General features: G+C 58.9%; 18 protein-coding genes. 8 read left to right on the plus strand and 10 right to left on the minus strand.

What is annotated here, in order from left to right; genetic code table 11:
- Positions 1–14 precede the first annotated feature (14 nt).
- Positions 15–932, plus strand: coding sequence for a transcriptional regulator MetR (gene metR / locus AC1ROI_RS28325; RefSeq protein ID WP_010457725.1), 918 nt, complete (start codon positions 15–17; stop codon positions 930–932).
- A 121-nt stretch (positions 933–1,053) separates the two neighbouring features.
- On the opposite strand, the gene AC1ROI_RS28330 is transcribed toward metR, so the two are convergent.
- From AC1ROI_RS28330 to nosR, 4 genes are all read right to left on the minus strand, one after another.
- Positions 1,054–1,551 carry a GNAT family N-acetyltransferase gene (locus AC1ROI_RS28330; protein WP_010457726.1) on the minus strand — a complete coding sequence of 166 codons (498 nt, stop codon included), beginning with the start codon at positions 1,549–1,551 and terminating at the stop codon, positions 1,054–1,056.
- A 2-nt stretch (positions 1,552–1,553) separates the two neighbouring features.
- Entirely contained in the window at positions 1,554–2,192 is a 639-nt protein-coding gene (locus tag AC1ROI_RS28335) for a LysE family translocator (RefSeq protein WP_010457727.1), read from the minus strand.
- Positions 2,193–2,216: 24 nt separating this feature from the next.
- Positions 2,217–2,651 carry an NUDIX hydrolase gene (locus AC1ROI_RS28340; protein ID WP_102594176.1) on the minus strand — a complete coding sequence of 145 codons (435 nt, stop codon included), beginning with the start codon at positions 2,649–2,651 and terminating at the stop codon, positions 2,217–2,219.
- Between the two features lie 207 nt (positions 2,652–2,858).
- The gene (gene nosR / locus AC1ROI_RS28345) at positions 2,859–4,238 is read right to left on the minus strand and encodes a response regulator c-di-GMP phosphodiesterase, NosR family (RefSeq protein ID WP_102594177.1); all 1,380 of its coding nucleotides are present in this window, start codon (positions 4,236–4,238) and stop codon (positions 2,859–2,861) included.
- A gap of 259 nt (positions 4,239–4,497) precedes the next feature.
- Here nosR and AC1ROI_RS28350 point away from each other — a divergent pair, with 259 nt between their 5' ends.
- The 5 genes from AC1ROI_RS28350 to AC1ROI_RS28370 are packed head-to-tail and all read left to right on the plus strand — an operon-like array spanning position 4,498 to position 12,881.
- On the plus strand, positions 4,498–6,792 hold the full coding sequence (locus AC1ROI_RS28350) for a putative bifunctional diguanylate cyclase/phosphodiesterase (protein WP_042932615.1): 2,295 nt from the start codon (positions 4,498–4,500) through the stop codon (positions 6,790–6,792).
- Positions 6,792–8,666 carry a putative bifunctional diguanylate cyclase/phosphodiesterase gene (locus tag AC1ROI_RS28355; RefSeq protein WP_102594178.1) on the plus strand — a complete coding sequence of 625 codons (1,875 nt, stop codon included), beginning with the start codon at positions 6,792–6,794 and terminating at the stop codon, positions 8,664–8,666. The genes AC1ROI_RS28350 and AC1ROI_RS28355 overlap by 1 nt, the downstream gene beginning before the upstream one ends.
- Positions 8,667–8,710: 44 nt before the next feature.
- Positions 8,711–9,670 (plus strand): cytochrome-c peroxidase, encoded by a 960-nt coding sequence (locus AC1ROI_RS28360; RefSeq protein WP_102594179.1) that lies wholly within the window; start codon positions 8,711–8,713, stop codon positions 9,668–9,670.
- A complete protein-coding gene (locus tag AC1ROI_RS28365) occupies positions 9,667–11,478 on the plus strand; it encodes a DAHL domain-containing protein (RefSeq protein ID WP_077749824.1) in 1,812 nt (603 codons plus the stop codon). Before AC1ROI_RS28360 ends, AC1ROI_RS28365 begins: the two co-directional genes overlap by 4 nt.
- Complete coding sequence (locus AC1ROI_RS28370; protein ID WP_010457738.1) at positions 11,475–12,881, plus strand: ATP-binding protein; 1,407 nt, start codon at positions 11,475–11,477, stop codon at positions 12,879–12,881. Before AC1ROI_RS28365 ends, AC1ROI_RS28370 begins: the two co-directional genes overlap by 4 nt.
- Before the next feature lie 135 nt (positions 12,882–13,016).
- Here AC1ROI_RS28370 and AC1ROI_RS28375 read toward each other — a convergent pair whose 3' ends face one another.
- Both AC1ROI_RS28375 and AC1ROI_RS28380 read right to left on the minus strand, forming a co-directional pair.
- The gene (locus AC1ROI_RS28375) at positions 13,017–14,342 is read right to left on the minus strand and encodes an APC family permease (protein ID WP_102594180.1); all 1,326 of its coding nucleotides are present in this window, start codon (positions 14,340–14,342) and stop codon (positions 13,017–13,019) included.
- A 223-nt stretch (positions 14,343–14,565) separates the two neighbouring features.
- A complete protein-coding gene (locus AC1ROI_RS28380; RefSeq protein WP_077749821.1) occupies positions 14,566–15,387 on the minus strand; it encodes a carbon-nitrogen hydrolase family protein in 822 nt (273 codons plus the stop codon).
- A gap of 124 nt (positions 15,388–15,511) precedes the next feature.
- Here AC1ROI_RS28380 and AC1ROI_RS28385 point away from each other — a divergent pair, with 124 nt between their 5' ends.
- Positions 15,512–16,312: a helix-turn-helix transcriptional regulator gene (locus AC1ROI_RS28385; RefSeq protein WP_010457744.1), complete on the plus strand. Its 801-nt coding sequence runs from the start codon at positions 15,512–15,514 to the stop codon at positions 16,310–16,312.
- Positions 16,313–16,489: 177 nt separating this feature from the next.
- Positions 16,490–18,109 carry an FMN-binding glutamate synthase family protein gene (locus tag AC1ROI_RS28390; protein ID WP_010457746.1) on the plus strand — a complete coding sequence of 540 codons (1,620 nt, stop codon included), beginning with the start codon at positions 16,490–16,492 and terminating at the stop codon, positions 18,107–18,109.
- A gap of 54 nt (positions 18,110–18,163) precedes the next feature.
- Here the strand turns inward: AC1ROI_RS28390 and AC1ROI_RS28395 are convergent, their stop codons facing one another.
- From AC1ROI_RS28395 to AC1ROI_RS28410, 4 genes are read right to left on the minus strand one after another with little or no spacing between them, the layout of a single operon-like run.
- The gene (locus tag AC1ROI_RS28395) at positions 18,164–19,585 is read right to left on the minus strand and encodes a glycosyltransferase family 39 protein (protein WP_077749819.1); all 1,422 of its coding nucleotides are present in this window, start codon (positions 19,583–19,585) and stop codon (positions 18,164–18,166) included.
- Positions 19,575–20,543: a lysylphosphatidylglycerol synthase transmembrane domain-containing protein gene (locus AC1ROI_RS28400; RefSeq protein ID WP_077749818.1), complete on the minus strand. Its 969-nt coding sequence runs from the start codon at positions 20,541–20,543 to the stop codon at positions 19,575–19,577. Before AC1ROI_RS28400 ends, AC1ROI_RS28395 begins: the two co-directional genes overlap by 11 nt.
- Positions 20,540–21,280: an SDR family oxidoreductase gene (locus AC1ROI_RS28405; RefSeq protein WP_102594181.1), complete on the minus strand. Its 741-nt coding sequence runs from the start codon at positions 21,278–21,280 to the stop codon at positions 20,540–20,542. Before AC1ROI_RS28405 ends, AC1ROI_RS28400 begins: the two co-directional genes overlap by 4 nt.
- Positions 21,277–22,593, minus strand: coding sequence for an FAD-binding oxidoreductase (locus AC1ROI_RS28410; protein WP_102594182.1), 1,317 nt, complete (start codon positions 22,591–22,593; stop codon positions 21,277–21,279). The genes AC1ROI_RS28405 and AC1ROI_RS28410 overlap by 4 nt, the downstream gene beginning before the upstream one ends.
- Between the last annotated feature and the right edge of the window lie 5 nt (positions 22,594–22,598).

Consider the following 22,598-nt stretch of genomic DNA (forward strand, 5'->3'; position numbering starts at 1 on the left):
TCATGGAGCCCCCGGTGCTTGAAATCCGCCACCTGAAGACCCTGCACGCCTTGCGCGAAGCCGACAGCCTGGTCGATGCCGCCGACCGTCTGCACCTGACCCAATCGGCCCTGTCCCACCAGTTCAAGGAACTGGAGGAGCGCATGGGCATGCCGTTGTTCGTGCGCAAGACCAAACCGGTGCGGTTCACCAGCGCCGGGTTGCGCCTGCTGCAACTGGCCGACGCCACCCTGCCGCTGCTGCGCGGTGCCGAACGCGATATCGCGCGGTTGGCGGGCGGCACCGCGGGCCGTTTGCACATGGCAATCGAGTGCCACAGTTGCTTCCAGTGGCTGATGCCGACCATCGATCAGTTCCGCGATGCCTGGCCGGAAGTCGAGCTGGACCTGGCTTCGGGCTTCTCCTTCGCGCCGCTGCCGGCCCTGGCCCGTGGCGATCTGGATTTGGTGGTGACCTCCGATCCGCTGGAACTGGCCGGGATCACCTACGTGCCGTTGTTCACCTATGAAGCGATGCTCGCGGTGGCCAATCAGCACCGTTTGGCGAACAAGGCCTACATCGTGCCGGAAGACCTGCTCACGGAAACGCTGATCACCTACCCGGTGGAACGCGACCGGCTGGACATCTTCACCCGTTTCCTGGAACCGGCCGACATCGAACCGGCGCAGGTCCGCACCTCGGAACTGACGGTGATGATGATGCAGTTGGTCGCCAGCGGACGCGGCGTCTGCGGCATGCCCCATTGGGCGCTGCATGAATACAGCTCGCGGGGTTACGTGAAGGCCAAGCGGCTGGGCGAGAAAGGATTGTTTGCGACGCTGTATGCGGGGATTCGTGCGGACATGCTGGATGCGCCGTACATGCGCGACTTCTTGCTGACGGCCAAGGACACATCGTTCTCGACACTCGACGGCGTCAGCGCAGTCCGCTGACACACCGCAACCGCTGTAGGAGCGAGACTTGCCCGCGAAAGCGGTGTATCAGCCAAGTAGATATCGACTGTCACGACGCCTTCGCGGGCAAGCCTCGCTCCTACAGGGGTCTGTGGTGGGTTTAGAGCTCGCGCCACATGTGGATTTTGTCGAAGTAGTCTTCGCCGACGCGCACCGCCATAGGTTCGAGGCCGAACTGTACGAAGCCGCAACGCTGGTACAGGTTGAACGCCGCCTCATTGCCGGCGGTGACGGTGAGCTGGATCAGCCGCAGGCCTTTATGGTTCTGCGCTTCATCCAGCGCGGCTTGCACCAGTTGCTGACCCAACCCGCGCTGCCGGACTTTGCCGGACACATACATGCCAAATAGCGTCGCCTTGTGCCGGGCCTTTTCCCGGGGTTCGAAGGCCAGGCCGACGATGCCTGACAACGCGCCGTCCTCGAACGCCCCGAACACCACATCCAGCTTGCTGGTCAGGCGCGACTCCCACCAACTCAGCGGCATTGTTGCGCGTTCGCGCACACTCGAAGTGAAGGCCTGTGGATGCAGGTCGTAGGCTTCCAGCATCAGCGCCCGATAGTCCAGCGCATGGCTGGCATCCAGTCGTTCAATCCACATGATCAGGCCGTCCGTCGTTGCTCAAGCATCAGCCGCACCGCCAGCGCGGACAGGACAAACCCCATGAAATAACGCTGCAGCGCCAGCCAGGTCGGGTTGTTGACGAACCACGACGCGATGCCTGCCGCGAAGATCGCGATCAGCAGGTTGACGCAGAAACTGACGCTGATCTGGGTCAGGCCCAGCACGATGCTCTGGGTGAACACCGAGCCATGCTCAGGCGTGATGAACTGTGGAAACACCGACAGGTAAAACACCGCGATCTTCGGGTTCAGCGCGCTGGTGAGAAACCCCATGGTGATCAGTTTTCGCGACGAGTCCGGCGGCAACTGCTGCGCTTCGAAGGGTGAACGTGCGCCGGGTTTGACCGCCTGCCAGGCCAGCCACAACAGATACAGCGCGCCGGCCCATTTCAACACTTCGTAGGCCATCGGCACGGCCAGAAAGACCGCGGTCAAACCGGCCGCAGCGGCGAACAAGTGCACGAAGAATCCCGCCACCACGCCGAGCAACGAAGTCACGCCGGCCTTGCGCCCCTGGCAGATCGAACGGGAGATCAGGTAGATCATGTTCGGCCCCGGCGTCAGCACCATCAGCAACGCGGCAGCGGCGAAAATCAGCAAGTCTTGAAGTGGGATCATGGGGCAGTCCTAGTCCGTGGATGATCAGGCGATTGCAGTCAGCGAAGCTCGATAAAACGGCAGGATCAGGTCCCGTGTCAATGGCGCCAACGAGAGATCGCCGTCGGTGGCCGGATCAATCCAGCGCACCTCTTCAATCTCCGCGGCGGGCGAGACGTCTGAATCGATGGTCAGCAGAAAGAGTTCAGCCTGGACGACAAAACCCGGCTCGTTGGCCGCCGGTGCCGAGAAGCGGCCCAGGTAGGTGGCGTGCGCGGGGTCGATGACCAGTCCAAGCTCTTCTTCCAGCTCACGGGCCAGGGCGTGAACCGGTTGTTCATGGGCCTCAATCTTGCCGCCGGGTTGCATGAAGGCTTCGGTGCCGCGTTTGCGGACCAACAGCGTGCGACCGTCAGGGCCGATCAGCAGGGCGGCGGCGATGCGGATGGTGCGGGGGGATGGGGCGGATGAAAGCGTCATGGATCTGAGTGTGCCTTGAGTGAAAGGCGCAAAGGATCACATGGGTGTCGCGCCGGCGTCACGGGGGAAAATAGCGGTCTAGCCCTTTGTGGGAGCGAGCCTGCTCGCGATAGCGGTCTTTCAGTCGACATCCATGGTGAATGTCAGGCCGTCTTCGCGAGCAGGCTCGCTCCCACAGGGGTCAGTGTTGAGTCTTCCAAAGGGGGATCAGGGCTGAGTTTGAACCACCAGCGGCGCTTCGAGGATTGCGGCTTCCACCTCCTCCGGCACTTTCACAAAAACGCTGTATTTCGCCCCTTCCATCGCCTCGAACGCGATCAGTTTCTCCACCAGCGGCCCGCTCAGCACCTTCCCCGCATTGAGCAACAGCATGCCGTTATCGGCATTGAGGTTGCGCGCCAGAATCATGCCGGTCGCCAGGTCCCGGGTGGTCAGTACCTTGACCGTCGGATCGGCCAGTGACACATCGCTCTGGTAGGCGGCGCAGACCTGAATGAAGTCCTCCACCAGATCAGGATCGTAGAGACGACCGGCGTACTGGCGAATATAGACCAGGGCTTCATCGCTGTTCATCTGGCGCTCAAGGATCAGCCCACGCTGCAACTCGATGAAATCCACCGCCAGTTTCAGCCACCGCGCCCCGAGCGGAATCGCCTCGCCCTTGAGCCGGTCGGGGAAACCGGTGCCATCCCAGCGCTCCTGATGGTGAAGGATCAGGCGCGCCGCATCCTTCATCGGATCGAGGGTCATCAGCAACGATTCGCTCTGCTTCGGATAACCGCGATAGCGTTCCTGATCGTTGTGGTGCAGCAAGTCCGCAGGCGCGGTCATCATGCTGTCGGTCCAGCTCAGCTTGCCGATGTTGTAAAGCGCCGCGGCCATGGTCAGGTCGCGGGTACTGCCCTCGTCCACGCCATGGAGTTTGCAGTACACCCGCACCAGTTCGATGATCTGCCGGTTCGTCTGCTTGGCCGGTGGCAAACGCAGGTTGGCCAGCAGCGAGAACACCTCGGTGCCGGTGACATAGCTGTGTTTGAGCTCTTCGTAGGCCAGGTCGAGCATGTCGGCGGTCTGCTGCAGCTCGGCGGTGCGGGACGCAACGTGTTTCTCCAAGGTCGCGTTGAGCAACCTCAATTCTTCGTTTTGCTCCCAGGTCTCCTGCACCAGATGCAGGCGTTCGCGCTCGGAACGCTGGTAGGCGAGGGATTGTCGCAACGTCAGCAGCAATTCCTCATCGTGCCAGGGTTTGCTGATGTATCGGTCAATCTGCCCGTCGTTGATTGCTTTGACGATCATCGTCAGGTCGGCATAACCGGTCAGCAAAATGCGCAGCGTGTCGGGATGGCGCTGGTGAATGTGCGCCAGCAGCGTGGCGCCGTCCATGTTAGGCATGCGCGCATCGCTCATCACCAGGTCGACGGGCTGTTTCGCCATGATATCCAGGGCTTGCTCCCCGCTGGTGGCCAGCAATACTTCGTAGGGCTGGCCGCGCAAGAGCCGGCGCAGACTGTTGAGGATAGACTCCTCGTCGTCGACCAGCAGAATCGTGGGTTTATCGGCAAAAGTAGTGGGGAGTTGCTCTTCCATGGCATTACCTCAAGCAAAACGGGCGTCGTCGCGTCAATCATCAGCCAGAACATTCCGTTTCTGGCGCTGCCTGAGCTACAGGCTAGATGATTTCCAGCGACGCCTCTGGAAATGATTCGTTTCAGGCGACCGGGCGAAGTGCTGCACAGGCGACTATGCTCAGTTCACTCGGATCCACTTTATGCGCTTGGCCACGTGATCAGGGAAAGGATGCCCCTATGAGCACACCGCACCACCACATTGCCACCGCTCCCGGCGTATGCCTATGAATACGCTGCTGGCACGAACCAACCGTCGGATACTTATCGTCGACGACACCGCGTCTATTCATGCGGACTTCATCAAGATCCTCAGCCCGCCATCGCCCGAAGACGACGACCTGATCAGCGCCGAAAAAGCCCTGTTCGGGACGCAAGCGACGGCAACCCTGCAAAGTTTCATGCTCGATTCGGCGTTTCAGGGGCTGGAAGCACTGGACAAGGTTGAACGAGCGCTGGCCAACGACCTGCCCTATGCGATGGCTTTCATCGACATGCGCATGCCGCCGGGCTGGGACGGCCTGGAAACCATCGAACGGCTGTGGCAGGTCGATCCCAAGCTGCAAGTGGCGCTCTGTACCGCTTATTCCGACTATTCCTGGGAAGACATCGATGAACGCCTGGAACTGGGCGATCGCCTGCTGATCCTGAAAAAACCATTCGATGCCATCGAAATCCGTCAGCTGGCCAGCGCCCTGACCGCCAAATGGCAAATGACCGAAGACGCCGAACTGAAGATGTCGTTGCTGGAACAGGCCGTGGAAGAACGCACCCGGGAGCTGTCCGACGCCAACATCATCGTGCAGAACAGCCCGACCATTCTGTATCGCCTGCGGGGCGAACCGTCGTTTCCGCTGATGTACATCTCCCACAACATCACCAAGTACGGTCATGTCGCGGCGAATCTGGTCGCCTCGGCCAACTGGGCCCGGGAGTTGATCCATCCCGACGACCAGCCGAAAGTCGACACGGCCATGGCCCGAGTGCTGGATCGCCATGCGGGGGGCGCGTCCATCGAGTTTCGGATGCGCACCGGCGACGGTGCCTGGCGCTGGGTCGAAAACCGCTATATTCCGGTGCGAGACGCCGAAGGACGTTTACTGGAAGTCGAAGGCATCATCATCGACGTCACTGAACGCAAGGTCGCCGAGGAGAAAATCGCCCTGCTGGCCCGCACCGACGGGCTGACGGGGCTGGCCAACCGTGCCACCTTGATCGAGCGCCTGCATCAGGCCTTCGCCGCTGCGCGCCGGGGGGCAACACCGTTCGCGATGTTCTACCTGGACCTTGACCACTTCAAACGCATCAACGATACCCTCGGTCATCCGGTGGGCGATCTGTTGCTGCAGGAAGTGGCCCGGCGCATCAAAGCCTGTGTGCGCGAAAACGACGTGGTCGCCCGCCTCGGCGGCGACGAGTTTGCCATCCTGCAACTGGACGTCAGCGACCCGACCCAGTCCGCGTCCCTGGCGGCCAAGGTCCGCGACGCATTGGTGCTGCCCTACTCCCTGGACGGCAATGACGTGCGGGTGTCGGTCAGCATCGGCATCAGCAGCTATTCGCCGCGCATCACCAGCGCCGACGGCTTGCTCAGCCAGGCTGACATGGCGCTGTATCGCTCCAAGGAAAAAGGCCGCAATCAGTATCACTTCCACTCCGAGGAGATCAATCAGGAGGTGGTCGAGCGCATGACCATCGCCAGCGAACTGCGCACGGCCATCGACCATGAAGAACTCGAACTCCGATACTGGCCGGAAGTCGACCTGAGCAGCGGCAAGATCCTCGGCATGGAAGCTCAGGTCTGCTGGAACCACCCCGAGCGCGGCTTGCTGGAAGCGTCGGCGTTCCTGCCGGCCGCGGAAAAAACCGGCGCCATCATCCCCCTCGGGCACTGGGTGCTGGATCGCGCCTGCCAGCAAATGCGTCTGTGGCGCGACGAAGGCATGGCGCCCCCGGTGATTGCCATCAAACTGTCCCTGGCCCAACTGAAAAGCGGGCCCGAACTGATCTATGACGTACTGCGCACCACCGCGCGCTGGGAATTGTGCGCCTGGGACCTGCGCTTCGATGTCACCGAAGCCACCCTGGCCCAGACCAAATGGACCCACAACGACGTGCTGCCGCGCTTGCGCGAGCTGGGGGTGAAGATCGCCATCGACGACTTCGGCACCGAATACTCCTCGTTCGACTACCTCAAGACCTACCAGGTCAATCACCTGAAACTCGCCCAGGCTTTCATCGACACCGCTGCCCGCGACCCGGCAAGTGCCAACACGTTGCGCGCAATCATCAATTTCGCTCGAGAAGTAGGGATCGGAATCATCGCCGAAGGTGTCGAAACCCAGGAACAGCGTAGTTCGCTGATGGCCACAGGCTCGCCAATGAACGCACAGGGTTACTTTTTCAGTAAAGCGGTCAGCAGCCAACAAGCCGCCCAGTTGCTCAAAGCCGGCAGCATCGTGCCCGCAAGCCACGGACCGATCCTGGACAACCCGCACGCCACGGAGGACAAGTGATGAAAACGTCGTCCGTCCGGACCAACCGGCGCATCCTGATCATCGACGACACGCCTTCGATTCATGAGGATTTTCGCAAGATCCTCGGCCCTGACTCTGAAGATGAGCAGACCCTGGCCGGCACGGAAGAGGCGCTGTTCGGCACGCAACAACCGGCCCGGCTGACCTTCCAGCTCGATTCCGCCTACCAGGGTCAGGAAGCCCTTGAGCTGGTCCAGCGGGCCCAGGCCGAAGGTCGCCCCTACGCCATGGCGTTCACCGACATGCGCATGCCGCCGGGTTGGGACGGGCTGGAAACCATCGAACAGCTCTGGAAGATCGACCCGCACCTGCAAATCGCGCTGTGCACCGCCTATTCGGATTACAGCTGGGAGGACATGGCTGAACGGCTGGAGTTCGGCGACCAGTTACTGGTGTTGAAAAAACCCTTCGACAGTCTGGAAATCCGCCAGATGGCCAGCGCCCTGACCTGGAAATGGCAGATGACCCAGGACGCGGAGACAAAAGTGCAAAGCCTGGAGCAAACCATCGAGGCGCGGGTCCACGAACTGCTCAAGGTGTCCCACCTGTTGCAATACGACGTACTGACCGAGCTGCCCAACAGCACGTTGCTCGGAGATCGACTGAACCAGTCCCTGGCGTTGTCGCGCCGCCATGACAAGCAGCTGGCGGTGATGTTCCTGGGCCTTGATCGCTTCAAGCGCATCAACAATGCCCTGGGCCATCCGGCCGGTGACGAGATGCTTAAACGGGTCGGGCAAAGCCTGGTGTCCACGGTGCGCGAATCCGATTCGGTGTTTCGCTACGGCGCTGATGAGTTCGTGGTGATCCTCGCTGACATCCGCCATCCCCAGCAGACCAAAGGCATCGCCGAAAAACTCTTGAACGCCATTGGCACGACCCAGCACATCGCCGGCCATGACCTGAGCGTAACCGCCAGCCTGGGCATCAGCATCTACCCCGATGATGGCTTCGATGCGATCGCGCTGATCAAGAAAGCCGAAACCGCGATGCGTCACGTCAAGGAAAGCGGCCCCAACGACTTCCGTTTCTTCATTGAAGAAATGAACCAGCGCGCCCGGGACCAGCAGACCATCGAGTCGGGCATTCGCCTGGCATTGGAGCGGGACGAATTTGTCCTGCATTACCAGCCCAAGCTCGACCTGGGCACCGGTGAGGTAGTCGGCGCAGAGGCCTTGATTCGCTGGCAGAAACCGGGGCATGGCTGGGTCTACCCGACGGACTTCATTGGCGTGGCCGAAGACAGCGGCTTGATCGTACCGTTGAGCAAATGGGTGCTGGCCCAGGCCTGTCGGCAAGCCTGCGCCTGGCAGGCGGCGGGGCTGCCGAGGCTGTGCATGTCGGTGAATGTGTCGGCCATCGACTTTCGCCAACGAGGCTTTGTCGAAGGCATTGAACAGGTTCTGAAACAAACCGGTCTGGACCCGTCATTGCTGGAGCTGGAAATCACCGAAGGCGTGCTGATGCAGAACGTCGATGCCACGGTCACCGCCCTGAACCGGATCAAGGCCATGGGGGTGCGGCTGGCCATCGACGACTTCGGCACCGGTTATTCCAGCCTGAGTTACCTGCGGCGTTTTCCCATCGACGTGCTGAAAATCGATCAGTCGTTCATTCGTGGCCTGAGCCGTGACATCAACGACGCAGCGCTGGTCAGCGCCATCATCAGCCTGGGCAAGAGCCTGAAACTGACCATCATCGCCGAAGGGGTGGAAACCCTCGAACAACTGGATTTCCTCAAGGCCCATCAGTGCGAGGAAGGCCAGGGCTACTACTTCAGCAAAGCCGTGGCGCCGGATGACTTCGTGCACTACCTGACGTCGGTGAAATCCCCTCCCCCTGCCGCCACATGACCGATAAGCAGCGACACACGGGCTATCCGCCAAGGAATTACAGGATGTCGCCATTTCTCTACCGCTTGCTCTTGATGCCTCTGCTCGGAGTCTGTCTGACGGCCAGCGGCGCGCCACTGGACGAACCACTCAAACCGCTGCCGGCCGTGCCGCAGCAAAACCCTCTGCGTGTCGAACTCGGTCGCCAGTTGTTCAACGAGCCACGTTTGTCGGTCAACGGCAGCCTCTCGTGTGCCAGTTGCCATCGCCTGGAAAGCGGTGGCGCCGATAACAAGGCGTTTTCCATCGGTTTCAACGGCCAGCCAGTGGCGGTCAATACTCCGAGCGTGTTCAACGCCAGCCTGAACTTCCGGCAATTCTGGAATGGCCGCGCCGACACCCTGGAAACCCAGGTCCACGCCGTGGTGCAAAGCCCCAGTGAAATGGGCAGCAACTGGGAACACGTGGTGCAGACGCTGTCCGCCGACGCCGCTTATCGAACCGCGTTCGGCAACGCCTACCCGGATGGCGTGACCATGATCAATGTGCAAAACGCCCTGGCAACCTACGAGCGCACGTTGATCAGTGCCAACTCGCGTTTCGACCAATACCTGCTGGGCGACACCGACATTCTCACCCGCGAGGAGAAATACGGTTACCAACGCTTCAAGGATTACGGCTGTATCGCCTGCCATCAGGGAATCAATATTGGCGGCAACATGTTCCAGAAATTCGGGGTGATGGGCGATTACTTCAAGACACGAGGCAACCCGACCGACACCGACCTGGGCCGCTACCTGCTGACCAAGGACGAAGAGGACCGCTACGTGTTCAAGGTCCCGAGCCTTAGGAACGTCGCTGTGACCGCGCCGTACTTTCACGACGGCTCGGCCAAAACCCTCGAAGACGCCGTGGAGGTGATGTTCTCATTTCAACTGGGACGCATCCCCTCTGTCGAGGACAAGGTGCTGATCATCAAATTCCTCAAGACCCTGACCGGTGAATGGGAGGGCAAACCATTATGAAAATATCCCGCCGACGCAGTGTGGCACTCCTCGGTATCATGGCCCTGATACTGGCCTCGACACTGCTGTTTCTGTACCTCAAATCCAACTCCAATCAGACGTCGACCTACACCGAATCCCGGGATCTGATTTCCCGGATGAAACAGCTGAATGCGCAGTGGGAAACGGAAATCCTCAAGGCCAGGATTGCGATCAACCACAACTACGATCCGCTGGTCACACCGCTGACCGAGATGACGCGCCTGTGGGAACGGTTCGACACAATGTCGTCGAATCACAGCCGCAACACCTCGCCCGTCTGGTTGACCAGCCATGATGCGTACCTGAGCGCCTTCGAGGAAAAGATCCGGCTGGTTGAGCAGTTCAAGTCCCACAATGCTGTGTTGCGCAACTCACTGGCGTTTCTGCCGACCGCCGAAGACGACATTCAGGAACCCCTCGCCCAGTTGCAGGACGGCGACAAACTGCAACTGCAGAACATCGCCAACGACACCTATGACCTGGTACTCAGCACCATGGAGTTCGCCATGGTTACCTCTGACGACAAGGCCGCCGAAATCCTGGTGGGATTGAGCAAACTGAAAGTGAACAAACTGCGACTGCCGGAGGAGTTCCACAGTCCGCTGGATGTGCTCAATAACCATATTGAGCTGATTCTGCGTGAGCAACCGGTGGTCAACCGCTTGCTGGAAAACATCGAGGCGATTCCCGTGGCCGAGCGGCTCGACGGCATCACCGATCTGCTGAACAACGATCAGCAGCGCACCGATGCGGTCGACCAGCGTTATCACTTTTACATGCTGGTGTTTTCGGTGCTGCTGGTGCTGTTGCTGGTGTACCTGGCGATTCACTTGATGCGCAGTTTCACCGTGATCAATCGCGTCAACAAGGCCCTGAAAACCGCCAATGATGACCTCGAAAAACGGGTCGAAGAACGCACCCGCGAACTCAAGGATACCCAGAGCGAACTGCTGGACACCGCGCGCCAGGCCGGCATGGCGGAAATCGCCACCAATGTGTTGCACAACGTCGGCAACGTACTCAACAGCGTGAACATCTCCGCCGACCTGGTCAGCCGCAAACTGCGCAGCAGCAAGGCCCAGGGGCTGGGCAAGGCGATGCAGCTGATTAACGAGCATCAAGGCGACCTCGGGGCCTTTCTGACCCAGGACGCGAAAGGCAAATTGCTGCCCGGCTATCTGAATCAACTGGTCGACGCCATCGCGCTCGAACAACAAAGCATGACCGACGAACTCGCCCAACTGACCAAAAGCGTCGACCACATCAAGGACATCGTCGCCACCCAGCAGTCCTACGCTGGCGCCAACAGCCTGATGGAACCGCTGCACATCAGTGAACTGCTGGAAGACGCCCTGCGCATGAACTCCGGTGCCCTGACCCGGCACCACGTCACCGTGGTCAAGGAGTACAACGAGGTGCCGCAGGTCATGGGCGACAAACACCGGTTGCTGCTGATCCTGATCAACCTCATCAGCAATGCCAAATACGCCATGTCCGACCTCAGCAATCGTCCGCGACAAATGACCCTGGGGGTGAAAATCGTCGAAGACTCCACCCTGCAAATCAGCGTCAAGGATGATGGCGAAGGCATCGCGCCGGAGAACATGACGCGCATCTTTGCCCACGGTTTTACCACCCGCAAGGAAGGCCACGGTTTTGGTCTGCACAGCTGCGCACTCGCGGCGATAGAGATGAACGGCCATCTCAGCGCCCACAGTGACGGGCCCGGCAAGGGCGCGCAGTTCACCTTGCAGATTCCGCTGAAAACCGTCCCGGAGGAGGCATGAGTGAGCATTCGAACCGACGCATTCTGTTGATCGACGACACACCGTCGATTCATGACGACTTTCGCAAGATCCTCACCCCGGTTCCGGTGGAGCATCTGGAACTGGACGAGATGGAAGCCACGCTGTTTGGCCGTGAAATCAAAACCACCACGGCCCTGTTCGAACTGGATTCGGCGTATGGCGGCCAGGAAGGCCTGGGCAAACTCACTCAGGCCTTGCAGGAAAGCCGGCCCTACGCCCTCGCGTTCGTCGACATGCGCATGCCTGAAGGCTGGGACGGCGCGCAAACCATCGAACATCTGTGGCAGGAAGATCCGCACCTGCAAGTGGTGGTGTGTACCGCGTATTCCGACTATTCCTGGGATGAGCTGTTGGACCGACTGCAAGCCCATGATCGGTTGCTGATCCTGAAAAAACCGTTCGACAACATCGAAGTCCAGCAGATGGCCAACACCCTGCTGACCAAATGGGAGATGACCGAACGCGCCTCCGTGCAGATGAGCCATCTGGAGCATCTGGTGGACCAGCGCACCACGCAGTTCAAACAGGCCAGCGAGGCGTTGCAGCGGGAAATCGACGAGCGCAAACAGCTTGAATCGCAACTGGTGCAATCGGAAAAACTCGCGTCCCTGGGGCAATTGGCGGCCGGCGTTGCCCATGAAATCAACAACCCCATCGGCTTTATTTCTTCCAACCTTGGCAGTCTTGATGGCTACTTCAAGCAACTGCAAGACATGCTCGATGCCTATCGCGAGGCCGAAGAGGCGATTGCTTCAAATGAGGTGATCGAGCGGCTTGGTCAGTTACGGGAACGCATCGAACTGGAATTTCTGCGCGAGGACATTCCGTTGCTGATCAAGGAATCCAAGGAGGGCATCAACCGGGTGGGGCAGATCGTCAAGGACCTGAAGGACTTCTCCCGGGTGGATTCCAACCAGGAATGGCAGTGGACCAATCTGCAACAGGGCATCGAGTCGACCTTGAACATCGTCGCCAATGAACTCAAGTACAAGGCCGATGTGCTGAAGGAGTATCAGCCATTGCCCGACATCGAGTGCCTGCCATCGCAAATCAACCAGGTGATCATGAACCTGATCGTCAACGCGTCCCAGGCGATGGGCCCACAGCGGGGCACCATCACCCTGCGCACCGGGTTTGAGGGTGAACGGGTGTGGATTGAGGTGGCCGACACCGGCTCCGGTATCGCGCCGGACAGCCTGCAGAAAATCTTCGATCCGTTCTTCACCACCAAACCGGTGGGCCAGGGGACAGGGCTTGGGTTGTCCTTGTCCTATGGCATCGTCAAGAAGCACCGGGGGGATATTTCGGTGCGCAGTGAAGTGGGCGTGGGCAGCACGTTCCGAGTCGAACTGCCCGTGCACCAGACACACTCAGCCACCTGAACACCGTAATAAATGCAGGAAAATGTAGGAGTGAGCCTGCTCGCGATGGCGGTATGTCAGTCGCCCTTGATGTGGACTGACATGGCCCTATCGCGAGCAGGCTCACTCCTACAGGGGGTTTTGCAGGGTCCGAGGTCAGGTGGCTTCCTGGAAATCCATCTCCGGTGGCTGGCGGCGGAAGCCACCGGTCAGCACCGCCAGGTACACCACGCCAATCGCCAGCCAGCTCAGGCCCAGGTAAATCGCCAGGTGATCGAGGCTGACCATCAGCCACAAATCTGCCGCCAGGCCAATGAACGGGAATAACAGGAACAGCACGAACTCGCGCAGGCCTTTGTTTGCACCGCCGATCCAGTAATGAAAGATCACCGACAAATTCACCAGACTGAACGCCAGGAACGCGCCGAAGTTGATGAACGAGGTCGAAGTGGTGACGTCCAGTTTCAGCGCCAGCAACGCGACCACGGCGCACAGCAGGATGCTGTTGACCGGTGTGCCAAAGCGCTCATGCAAGCTGCCGAAAAATGATTTAGGCAGCACGCCGTCGCGGCCCATGGCGAACAACAAACGCGAACCACTGGCCTGAGCCGACAGGCCCGAGGCGAACTGGCCAACGATCAGGCCGATCAGGAAGATCGTCACGAACAGGTCGCCACCGATGTTGCGGGCGATTTCATAAGCCGCCGAGTCGACGCTGTCGAACTGGAACGAGGGATGGGCGATCTGCACGAAGTACGAGACGCTGACGAAGATCAGGCCGCCGATCAGGGTAATCAACATGATCGCCCGCGGGATGGTACGACGTGGGTCGCGGGTTTCTTCGGTCAGGGTACTGACCGCGTCGAACCCGAGGAACGAGTAACAGGCGATGGCCGCGCCACTCATGATCAGCGGCATCTGCATGTCGCCGTTGAAGAACGGCTTGATCGACCACAACGGCGTGCTCGCATCGCCCCCAACGTAGTGGATGCACAGCGCGACGAAGGCGATCAGCACCAGGAACTGCACCAGCATCAGCAAGGCATTGATGCCGTTGGCCAGTTTCAGGCCGACGATGTTGATCGCGCTGGTGATGCCGATGAACGCCAGCACCCAGATCCACTGCGGCACGGCCGGGAAAGCGGAATTGAGGTAGGCCGCACCGATCAGCCAGATCGCCATCGGCAGGAACAGATAGTCGAGCAGCACCGCCCAACCGGCGATGAACCCCAGCTTCGGGCTGATGGCCTTGCGTACATAACTGTAGGCGGAACCGGCGACGGGGAATGCCGAGGCCATTCGACCGTAGCTCATCGCGGTGAAAAACATCGCCACCAACGCCGCCAGATACGCGGCCGGGACCATGCCGGTGGTGGATTGAGCGAGGATGCCAAAGGTGCCGAGCACAATGATCGGCGTCATGTAGGCGATGCCGAACAGCACCACCGAACCCAATGACAGGGTGCGTTGCAAACGAGCCATGAGCGACTACTCCGAATTTATTAGATTTATGGCAGAGCCGAGTTCGGCGCTAAATTTCGGGTGTTTCGTTGTTGTTTTGGGTGATCGGTCAAACAGGTGTGTTGTCTGTCAGGACCTCTTCGCGAGCAGGCTCGCTCCCACAGGGGATCTGCAGTGGACACAAATCCAATGTGGGAGCGAGTCTGCTCGCGAAAGGGCCACTCGGAGCAATGCAACATCCGGATCAGCGCGAAGGAATCAGCAACTCCCGCACACCAGAAGCCTGCTCGACAATCTCACCCGGCAACTTCAGCCGCTGGTCATCCAGATACCGGTAATCCTTGCGTGCCGCCTCCAGCCGGCTGAAATCCAGCTCAACCGCAAACTGCCCTTCATCGCGTCCGGCCTCAAACAACAGGGTGCCGAGCGGATCCACCAGCGCACTGCCACCGGCAAACACCAATCCGTCATCACTCTCTTTGACCCGATTGACCATCAGCGCAAAGGCCTGGTTTTCCTGGGCCCGGGCCATGATCGCGGTGCGATGAGTGGGGCCGTAAGGGTCCATGTTGCCGTTGGTGACGATCAGCAATTCGGCGCCCAGTTGCGCCAGGGCGCGGGCAGTTTCCGGGAATTCGATGTCGTAGCAGATCAGCAGACCGACGCGCACGCCGTTCCACTCGCAAGTGGCGTAACGGTCGCCCGCCTCGAACACGCCGCGATCCGACGCCCACAGGTGCGTCTTGCGGTATTTCAGGGCGATGCCTTCGGGGGTAATCAGCAGCGTGGTGTTGTAGAAGCGGCCGTTGTCGTTCTCGGCCATGCCGATCACCACGGCGATGTTGCGTTCGCGGGCAGCCGCCACGACGGCGCTGACCGTCGGCCCGTCCAGCGGTTCGGCGGTCTGGGCCACGGTGTCGGCAGTCGGAAAGCCCATCAGGTGGGTTTCCGGGAAGACGATCAGTTGCGTATCCGCGTGGCAGGCAGCGATGGCCGCCAGGGCACGTTCGAGGTTGTACGCTGTGCCGTTGTCACGGCCCGCCAACTGGGCGAGTTCGACTTTCATGGGTATTCCTTGTTTTGGGCCGAGCGGCAGAAAGATTGCCCGGTCTGTGTCTGTGCGCCAGTATGCGCAGCAAGCCACCGGCCGGGGAATCACGCCGCTGGGGTAACCCGATAGGGGTAGAGGCATGACACTTTCGTTAGACGACATCGCGTGGCACCGCTCGGTCGGGCAACTGATCGACGCCCTCGACAAGCCCAACTTCTGGACGCAGCTGGTGCGCCTGCTGGATCAGTACGTGACCTTCGACAGCTGGGTGGCGCTGCTTTTCAGCGCGGACCAGCACCCGCAGGTCTTCGCCGAGTGCCCGGGCGAGGACGGCAGCCCTGATCAGCTGTTTCAGGATTACCTGCGCGGGCTCTATCTGCTTGATCCGTTCTACATCGCCTGCCGCGAGCAATCGCGCACCGGCCTCTATCGCCTGTCGGAAGTGGCGCCGGAGCACTTCGAGCTGACCGAGTATTACCAACGATACTTTCGTCTGAATGTGGTGGCCGACGAAATCCAGTTCAATTGCCAGCTCGAAGGGGACCGCACGCTGTGCCTGTCATTGGGCAGCAAGCAGCGTTTCAGCGGCCAGCAGATTGCCTTGCTGTCGCTGATCCAGCCTTGGGTGCTCGGCCTGTTGCGCCAGCGCCTGCCCTACGAAATCAACGAGGCCGTGGCCCTCGCGCCAGCACCGATCCAGGGCGATTGGCGCGTGCAGCTGGAAGCCTCGGTGCAACAACTCAAGGGCGCGCAACTGACCGCCCGGGAACTGGATGTCGGGCGCTTGATGCTCAGCGGTTGCTCCAGTAAAGAAATCGCCCGTAAGCTGGAAATCTCTGTTGAAACCGTGAAAGTCCACAAGAAACACATGTACAGCAAGCTGGGGATCAAATCCCAGTCCGAGCTGTTTTCGATATTTCTCCAGGCGCAAAATGCCTGATTGCAACGCGGAGTGCTTTTTACTGTGGGAGCGAGCCTGCTCGCGATTGCGGTCTTTCATTCAGCATTGATGTCGACTGAACCACCGCAATCGCGAGCAGGCTCACTCCCACAGGGATCTGTGTGTATCCATGCACCTGCTGCGTTGAAATTATTGAGTCCGAACCAAGGAACCCGTATGAGCCTGTCACTCCTGAGCCGCTACGCCTTCTTTGCTGCCTGTGTGATTTTCACCCTCGCCAGCTTGCCCTTCCTGGAACACGACTGGCTCTGGCCAATCACCGCCGTGACGGGCGTCCTGAGTCTGGTGGGCCTGTTCGATCTGCTGCAAAGCCCTCACGCAGTGCGGCGCAACTACCCGATCCTGGGCAATATTCGCTATCTGGTGGAGGGCATTCGCCCGGAGATCCGCCAGTACCTGCTCGAATCCGACAGCGACGCCCTGCCCTTCTCCCGGGCCCAGCGCTCGCTGGTCTATTCCCGGGCCAAGAATGAAAGCGCTGACAAACCCTTCGGCACGCTGATCGATGTGTACCAATCGGGTTTCGAATTCATCGGCCACTCGATGCGCCCTGCGCCGTTGAGCGATCCGAGCAATTTCCGCGTCATCGTCGGTGGCCCACAGTGCACCCAGCCGTACTCGGCCTCGGTGTTCAACATCTCGGCCATGAGTTTCGGCTCGCTCAGTGCCAACGCCATTCGCGCGTTGAATCAGGGCGCCAAACTCGGCAACTTCGCCCATGACACCGGCGAAGGCAGCATCAGTGCGTATCACCGGGAAAACGGCGGCGACCTGACCTGGGAACTGGGCAGCGGCTACTTCGGCTGTCGCACTGCCGATGGCCGCTTCGACCCGGAACGCTTCGCCGCCCAAGCGCAAACGCCGCAAGTGCGGATGATCGAAATCAAGATGTCGCAAGGGGCCAAACCCGGGCATGGCGGCATCCTGCCCAAGCACAAAGTCACCAAGGAAATCGCCGAAACCCGCGGCATCCTGATGGGCGAAGATTGCATCTCGCCGTCGCGGCACAGTGCGTTTTCCACGCCGATCGAACTGATGCAGTTCATCCAGCAGTTGCGTGAATTGTCCGGCGGCAAACCGGTGGGCTTCAAGTTCTGCCTCGGTCACCCGTGGGAATTCATGGGCATCGCCAAGGCCATGCTGGAAACCGGCATCCTTCCGGACTTCATCGTGGTCGACGGCAAAGAAGGCGGCACCGGCGCCGCGCCCGTAGAGTTCACCGACCACATCGGCGTGCCGATGCGCGAGGGCCTGCTATTCGTGCACAACACCCTGGTGGGCCTGAACCTGCGGGACAAAATCAAACTCGGTGCCAGCGGCAAGATCGTCAGTGCCTTCGACATCGCCAGCGTCCTGGCCATCGGCGCCGACTGGGCCAACTCGGCGCGTGGCTTCATGTTCGCCATCGGCTGCATCCAGTCGCAAAGCTGCCACACCAACAAATGCCCGACCGGCGTCGCCACTCAAGACACCTTGCGCCAGCGTGCGCTGGTGGTCCCGGACAAGGCCCAGCGGGTCTACAACTTCCACCGCAACACACTCAAGGCCCTGGCGGAAATGCTCGCGGCGGCCGGCCTCGATCATCCGTCACAACTGTCGGCCAAGCATCTGGTACGGCGCATGTCGGCGACCGAGATCAAGCTGTTCTCGCAGTTACATGTGTTCTTGAAGCCGGGGGAATTGCTCACCGGTGAGGTGAATGGCGAGTTTTACTCGCGGATGTGGCAGATGGCGCGGGCGGATAGTTTTGAGCCTAATGAGGTGGTTGCTGCGTAAATCACACGCTGTCAGCCGCGTCGCTAAAGCGGCTGTCAGCTTCTCCCTACTTTTTCATAGACAAGGAGGATTGGACCGAAATTCAAGTATGACCGAATCACCTTTTTTTGTTTCCTTCAGTAAATCAACGCAGTATTCCTTCATAAACCTTTCGCCAGGAAGTTGTACCTCACGCGTTCCGAGAAAATAAAACACGGCCGGACGATCTGGCGACAGCAAGTCGCTTTCCAGCTGCTTGAAACTTCTGACTGTTGTTGACGAGCCTAATAATCTGAAGTACTGATCAAACTCTATAAACTGGCTTGCATAGAGTGGCTCACGGATCTGCTGTTCGATCACATCCTTAACCAGATCACGCATTTGACTGACGGGCTTTAACTGATTTTCAAGCGTAAATATGGGTCTCTCATGGGTATACAACGGCGTCATCGAAAAACATAACACGACAACTCCAACTGCCACCTGAGCCCATTGATCTTTAAAAAGACTGATGGCAAACGCGAGCACTATCAATAGCGCCGGCAGCAAGATTATCAAGCTTCGCATGGTCAAAACAGGTTGAACATAAAGGGAACGCACATAAGGAATGACGGTACACGTCACGAGCCAGAAAATAATTAGTCGAAGTACTTCACGGTGTCGTTCTGCCTTCATCAGGCACACACTGCCTATCATTAACAGCGCGGCACACATCACAGACAAAGGTAAACTTCCAAAATACAGGTTGAAGAGATCGATAAAAAACCGGTTATTGGGTGGTGGGACCCAAAATCCCTGACGGTGAAAATTTAAATAAACATACGAAACATGCGGTGCGATGCTCAGCAATATAAACAAACCTGCCAAGCCAAAGCGATACAAAAGCCTTTTATCGAATGACGTCTCAACCCATCTTGATAACACCAATAACGCTTGGGCGGTCACCACCAAAAATCCGAAATAGTGCGTATTGACAAGCAGTGCCGCCGATAGCGCATAAATAGCGACGTGACGTCCATCAAGGCCTCCAATCGCCTTGATGAAAGTGACGAACGAAACTGTGGTCAATAAAGCCAACAATTCGTAAGAGCGTGTCTCTTGAGAATACGTAATCAAATAGAAATTAACTGCCACAAGCCAGGCAGCAATCAACCCTACTCGACAATTGAACATTTGCCTTCCAAGAAGGAATGCAACCGGGATCAACAGGATCCCGAAAATAACCGACAGGTACCTTCCAACCATCTCGCCAAAACCAAACAACTTGTAAAAAAACCATAAAAACAACTGATAAAAAGGTGGATGCACGTCCACCAGTGATCGTTGATAGACCTCAAGAAAACTGTTATCGGGATGACTGGTGGCAACACTGAAAACCTCATCAAGCCACAGAGCATCAACCGTAATATTACGCAATCGTAAGTAACCACCAAAAATAATGGCCACTACCAAAATCATGTAAACCGTCAAACTTTCCCTGTTCAATCTAAGCTTCATCCGATAGGCGCCTATTGTTATTGTTGATATTGATTAACACCACACTCCCCAACCCCACCGCAAACCACAACGTCGCCAACCGCAGCAAAACAGTCGCCGCAATCGCATCAGCCACCGCGACATCACTGGACACCAACAACGTCACCATCACCGCTTCGGCACTGCCAAGCCCGCCCGGCATAAAACTCAAGGCGCCAGCCAGCATCGAAACCGCATAAACGAACATCGCGAACGTCAGCGGAACATCGACGCCCATCGCATTCAATATCCAGTAAAACGCCAGCGCTTCGAGGCTCCAGGCCGACAGGCTCAACACCACTGTGCCAATCAAACGCTGAGGGCTGTGGCAACGTTGGGATTGGCGCAGCACGTAAATAACGTTGTGCAACAGCCGAAACATCCATCCGCGTCCCCGGGAAATACGCCGTTCAACAGCGTCAATCAGTTGTTGTCGAGAGACGAGCAACAAACCGCAGGTCACCATCACCAGACAGGCGACAATCATCGAAAGCCACTCGGGATAGCGGCTAAGACCCAGCAAGGCCAATAACACCATGGCCATCAGGTCCGAAAGACGCTCACTGACAAACGCGGCGAAACTGCTGCCGTAAGGAACGTCCCAGCGCTTGAGCAACACCCCGCGCAGAGCTTCGCCGGCTTTGCCCGGTGTGGTCGTCAAGGCAAACCCCGCGAGGTAGATTTTCAGGCCAGGTCGCCACGGCAAAGGATGCCCCAGAGCATTCAGGTAAACCTGCCAACGCAAGAAGCGCAGGCCATAGCTGATCAGGATGAGTGCGGCAATCTGCGCCCCACCGAGCCACCCGACTCGGCTCACGGCACCGCCCACCGCCTGCCATCCGCCCCAAAGGGAAATGCCCAGGTAAGCCAGTGCCGAAAAGGCCACCGAACCGATCAAGACCCGATAGCGCCACCCGGAGAGGAACAGCACCTGGCTCACAGGTTCAACCTCTTAAACAATGGCTGTGGCAATCGGCAAATCAGCCACATGACCCAGGCCCAGAACCCCGGCACATACAGAACCGACACCCGACGCTCGATGCCCCCGACAATGCGCTGTGCGACCACCTCTGGTTGCGCAACCAGCAATGTCGGCAACGCCAGCCCCTGGGTCATCGGTGTATCGACAAAGCCGGGCTTGATGGTCATCACGTGCACACCCAACTTGAACATCTGTGCACGCAAGCCTTCGCAAAAGGTCGAGACGGCCGCCTTGGCTGAACCATACAAGTAGTTGGAAGGACGCCCTCGATCACCCGCGACGGAAGAAATAACTGCCAGAGTACCGCTGCACTGAACGGCCATTTGCCTGGCCAACACCGTCAATAGCGCAATCACCGAAGTGCCGTTGTTGGCAAACTCCGTCAGTGCCAGTTCGACGTTTTGTTCGCAAGCGGATTGATCCGGCAAGGTACCGTGAGCGATCAGGCAGATGTCGATCGATTGCAAGGCATCCAGACAGCATTCCAGCATGACGGCATGCGCGGCAGTGTCGGTGGCGTCCAACAAATAGGACGTCACCCCCCTCGCGCCTCGAGTCAACAGGTCGGCGCTGGTATGCTGCAGTTTTTGCGGATCGCGCGCGACCAGAAAAAACTCGCCGTGGTCTGCCGCCCAAAGTCGCGCGCAAGCGGTCGCGATGGCTGAAGTAGCCCCCACAATCAGTATTTTTTTCATCGGGTGACTCGCTCCCAAAAGCGAGAAATGAGGGCTGGATCGCGCATCGTCTCCAACTGCTCCCAAGCCGGATAGGCCCGGCGAAAATCGCTGCCGCTCATGTGCGCATCCTTGGCCGGATAGAGCCGGCCACCCGCCTCCCGAACGATGGCATCAAGACGAGGCAGCAGTGTGTTCGTCAGCACGCTGTTCTGTGGAAAATCCAGCGCCAGCGACGTCCCCGGTATCGGAAATGAAAGCAGCCCCGGCGAAACAAAATCGCCACAGCGCTTGAGTACCGCGAGAAAAGATCCCGTGCCGCTGGCGGCAATGGATTTGAGCAACTGAGCCAAGGCGACTTCGGCAACTGATTCAGGCAATACGCACTGAAACTGCTGAAAACCTTTGCGCCCGTAGACTCGATTCCAGCGCTCGATACGATCCAGCGGATAGAAAAACGAACTATACGGAGTGGTTTGGCGTTCTCGCCCCGCCGGCTGCAGATGCCAATAACTGCGATTGAAGATATTCAGAAAAAGCGGGTTGACCAGGGACAATGGCGGCCTGATCGGGATTCGCAACGAGCGGGACGACTCGACTTGGAGCGGCCCCTGTTCGCTATGCGTGCCAACGGTAAAGACACCACGCCCTTGTTCGCGTCCCTTTGCCATGCAATCGATCCAGGCCACGCTGTACTCGTGCACAGGATCCAGTTCAGCGGACAGCGCGAAAAACTCGCCCAAATGATCAAACCGCATCCGAATCGTATCGATAAGACTGGATTCGATTTTGCGCAGACGGATGCTCACCCAACTGATGATGCCCGTCAGGCCCAATCCGCCGATCGTGGCGGCAAACCACTGCGGGTTTTCCACGGGTGAGCACACCATGGGCGGTTGCGCGGAACGATGCAGGCCAAAGCTCAGCACCGAGGAGGCAAACGTTCCGCGCCTGTGATGATTCTTGCCATGAACGTCATTGGCCAGAGCGCCTCCGAGCGTGACATGGCGCGTCCCCGGCGTGACGTCCAGAAACCACCCACGGGGGATCGACAGTTGCAAAATTTCACCGAGCGTGACCCCCGCTTCGGCACAAATCTCTCCTGTTTGCCAGTCCGCTTCGACAAAACGGTTCAAGGAGCGCAGGTGCAGCACGTGATCGCTGCTGGCCAGGCAGCTGTCACCGTAACTGCGACCATTACCAAACGGCAACGTCGTGCCGTAGGTATCGTTCAACCGTTGCAGGTGTTGTTCCAGATCACTTCGCCATGCGCATGAATGGCCTGTTTGCGGTGCCGAAGGGTAATGCCCCCACGAGGTCAATTGATCATTCATCGTTC

It is taken from the genome of Pseudomonas sp. GW823-FHT02C02 (assembly GCF_058797635.1).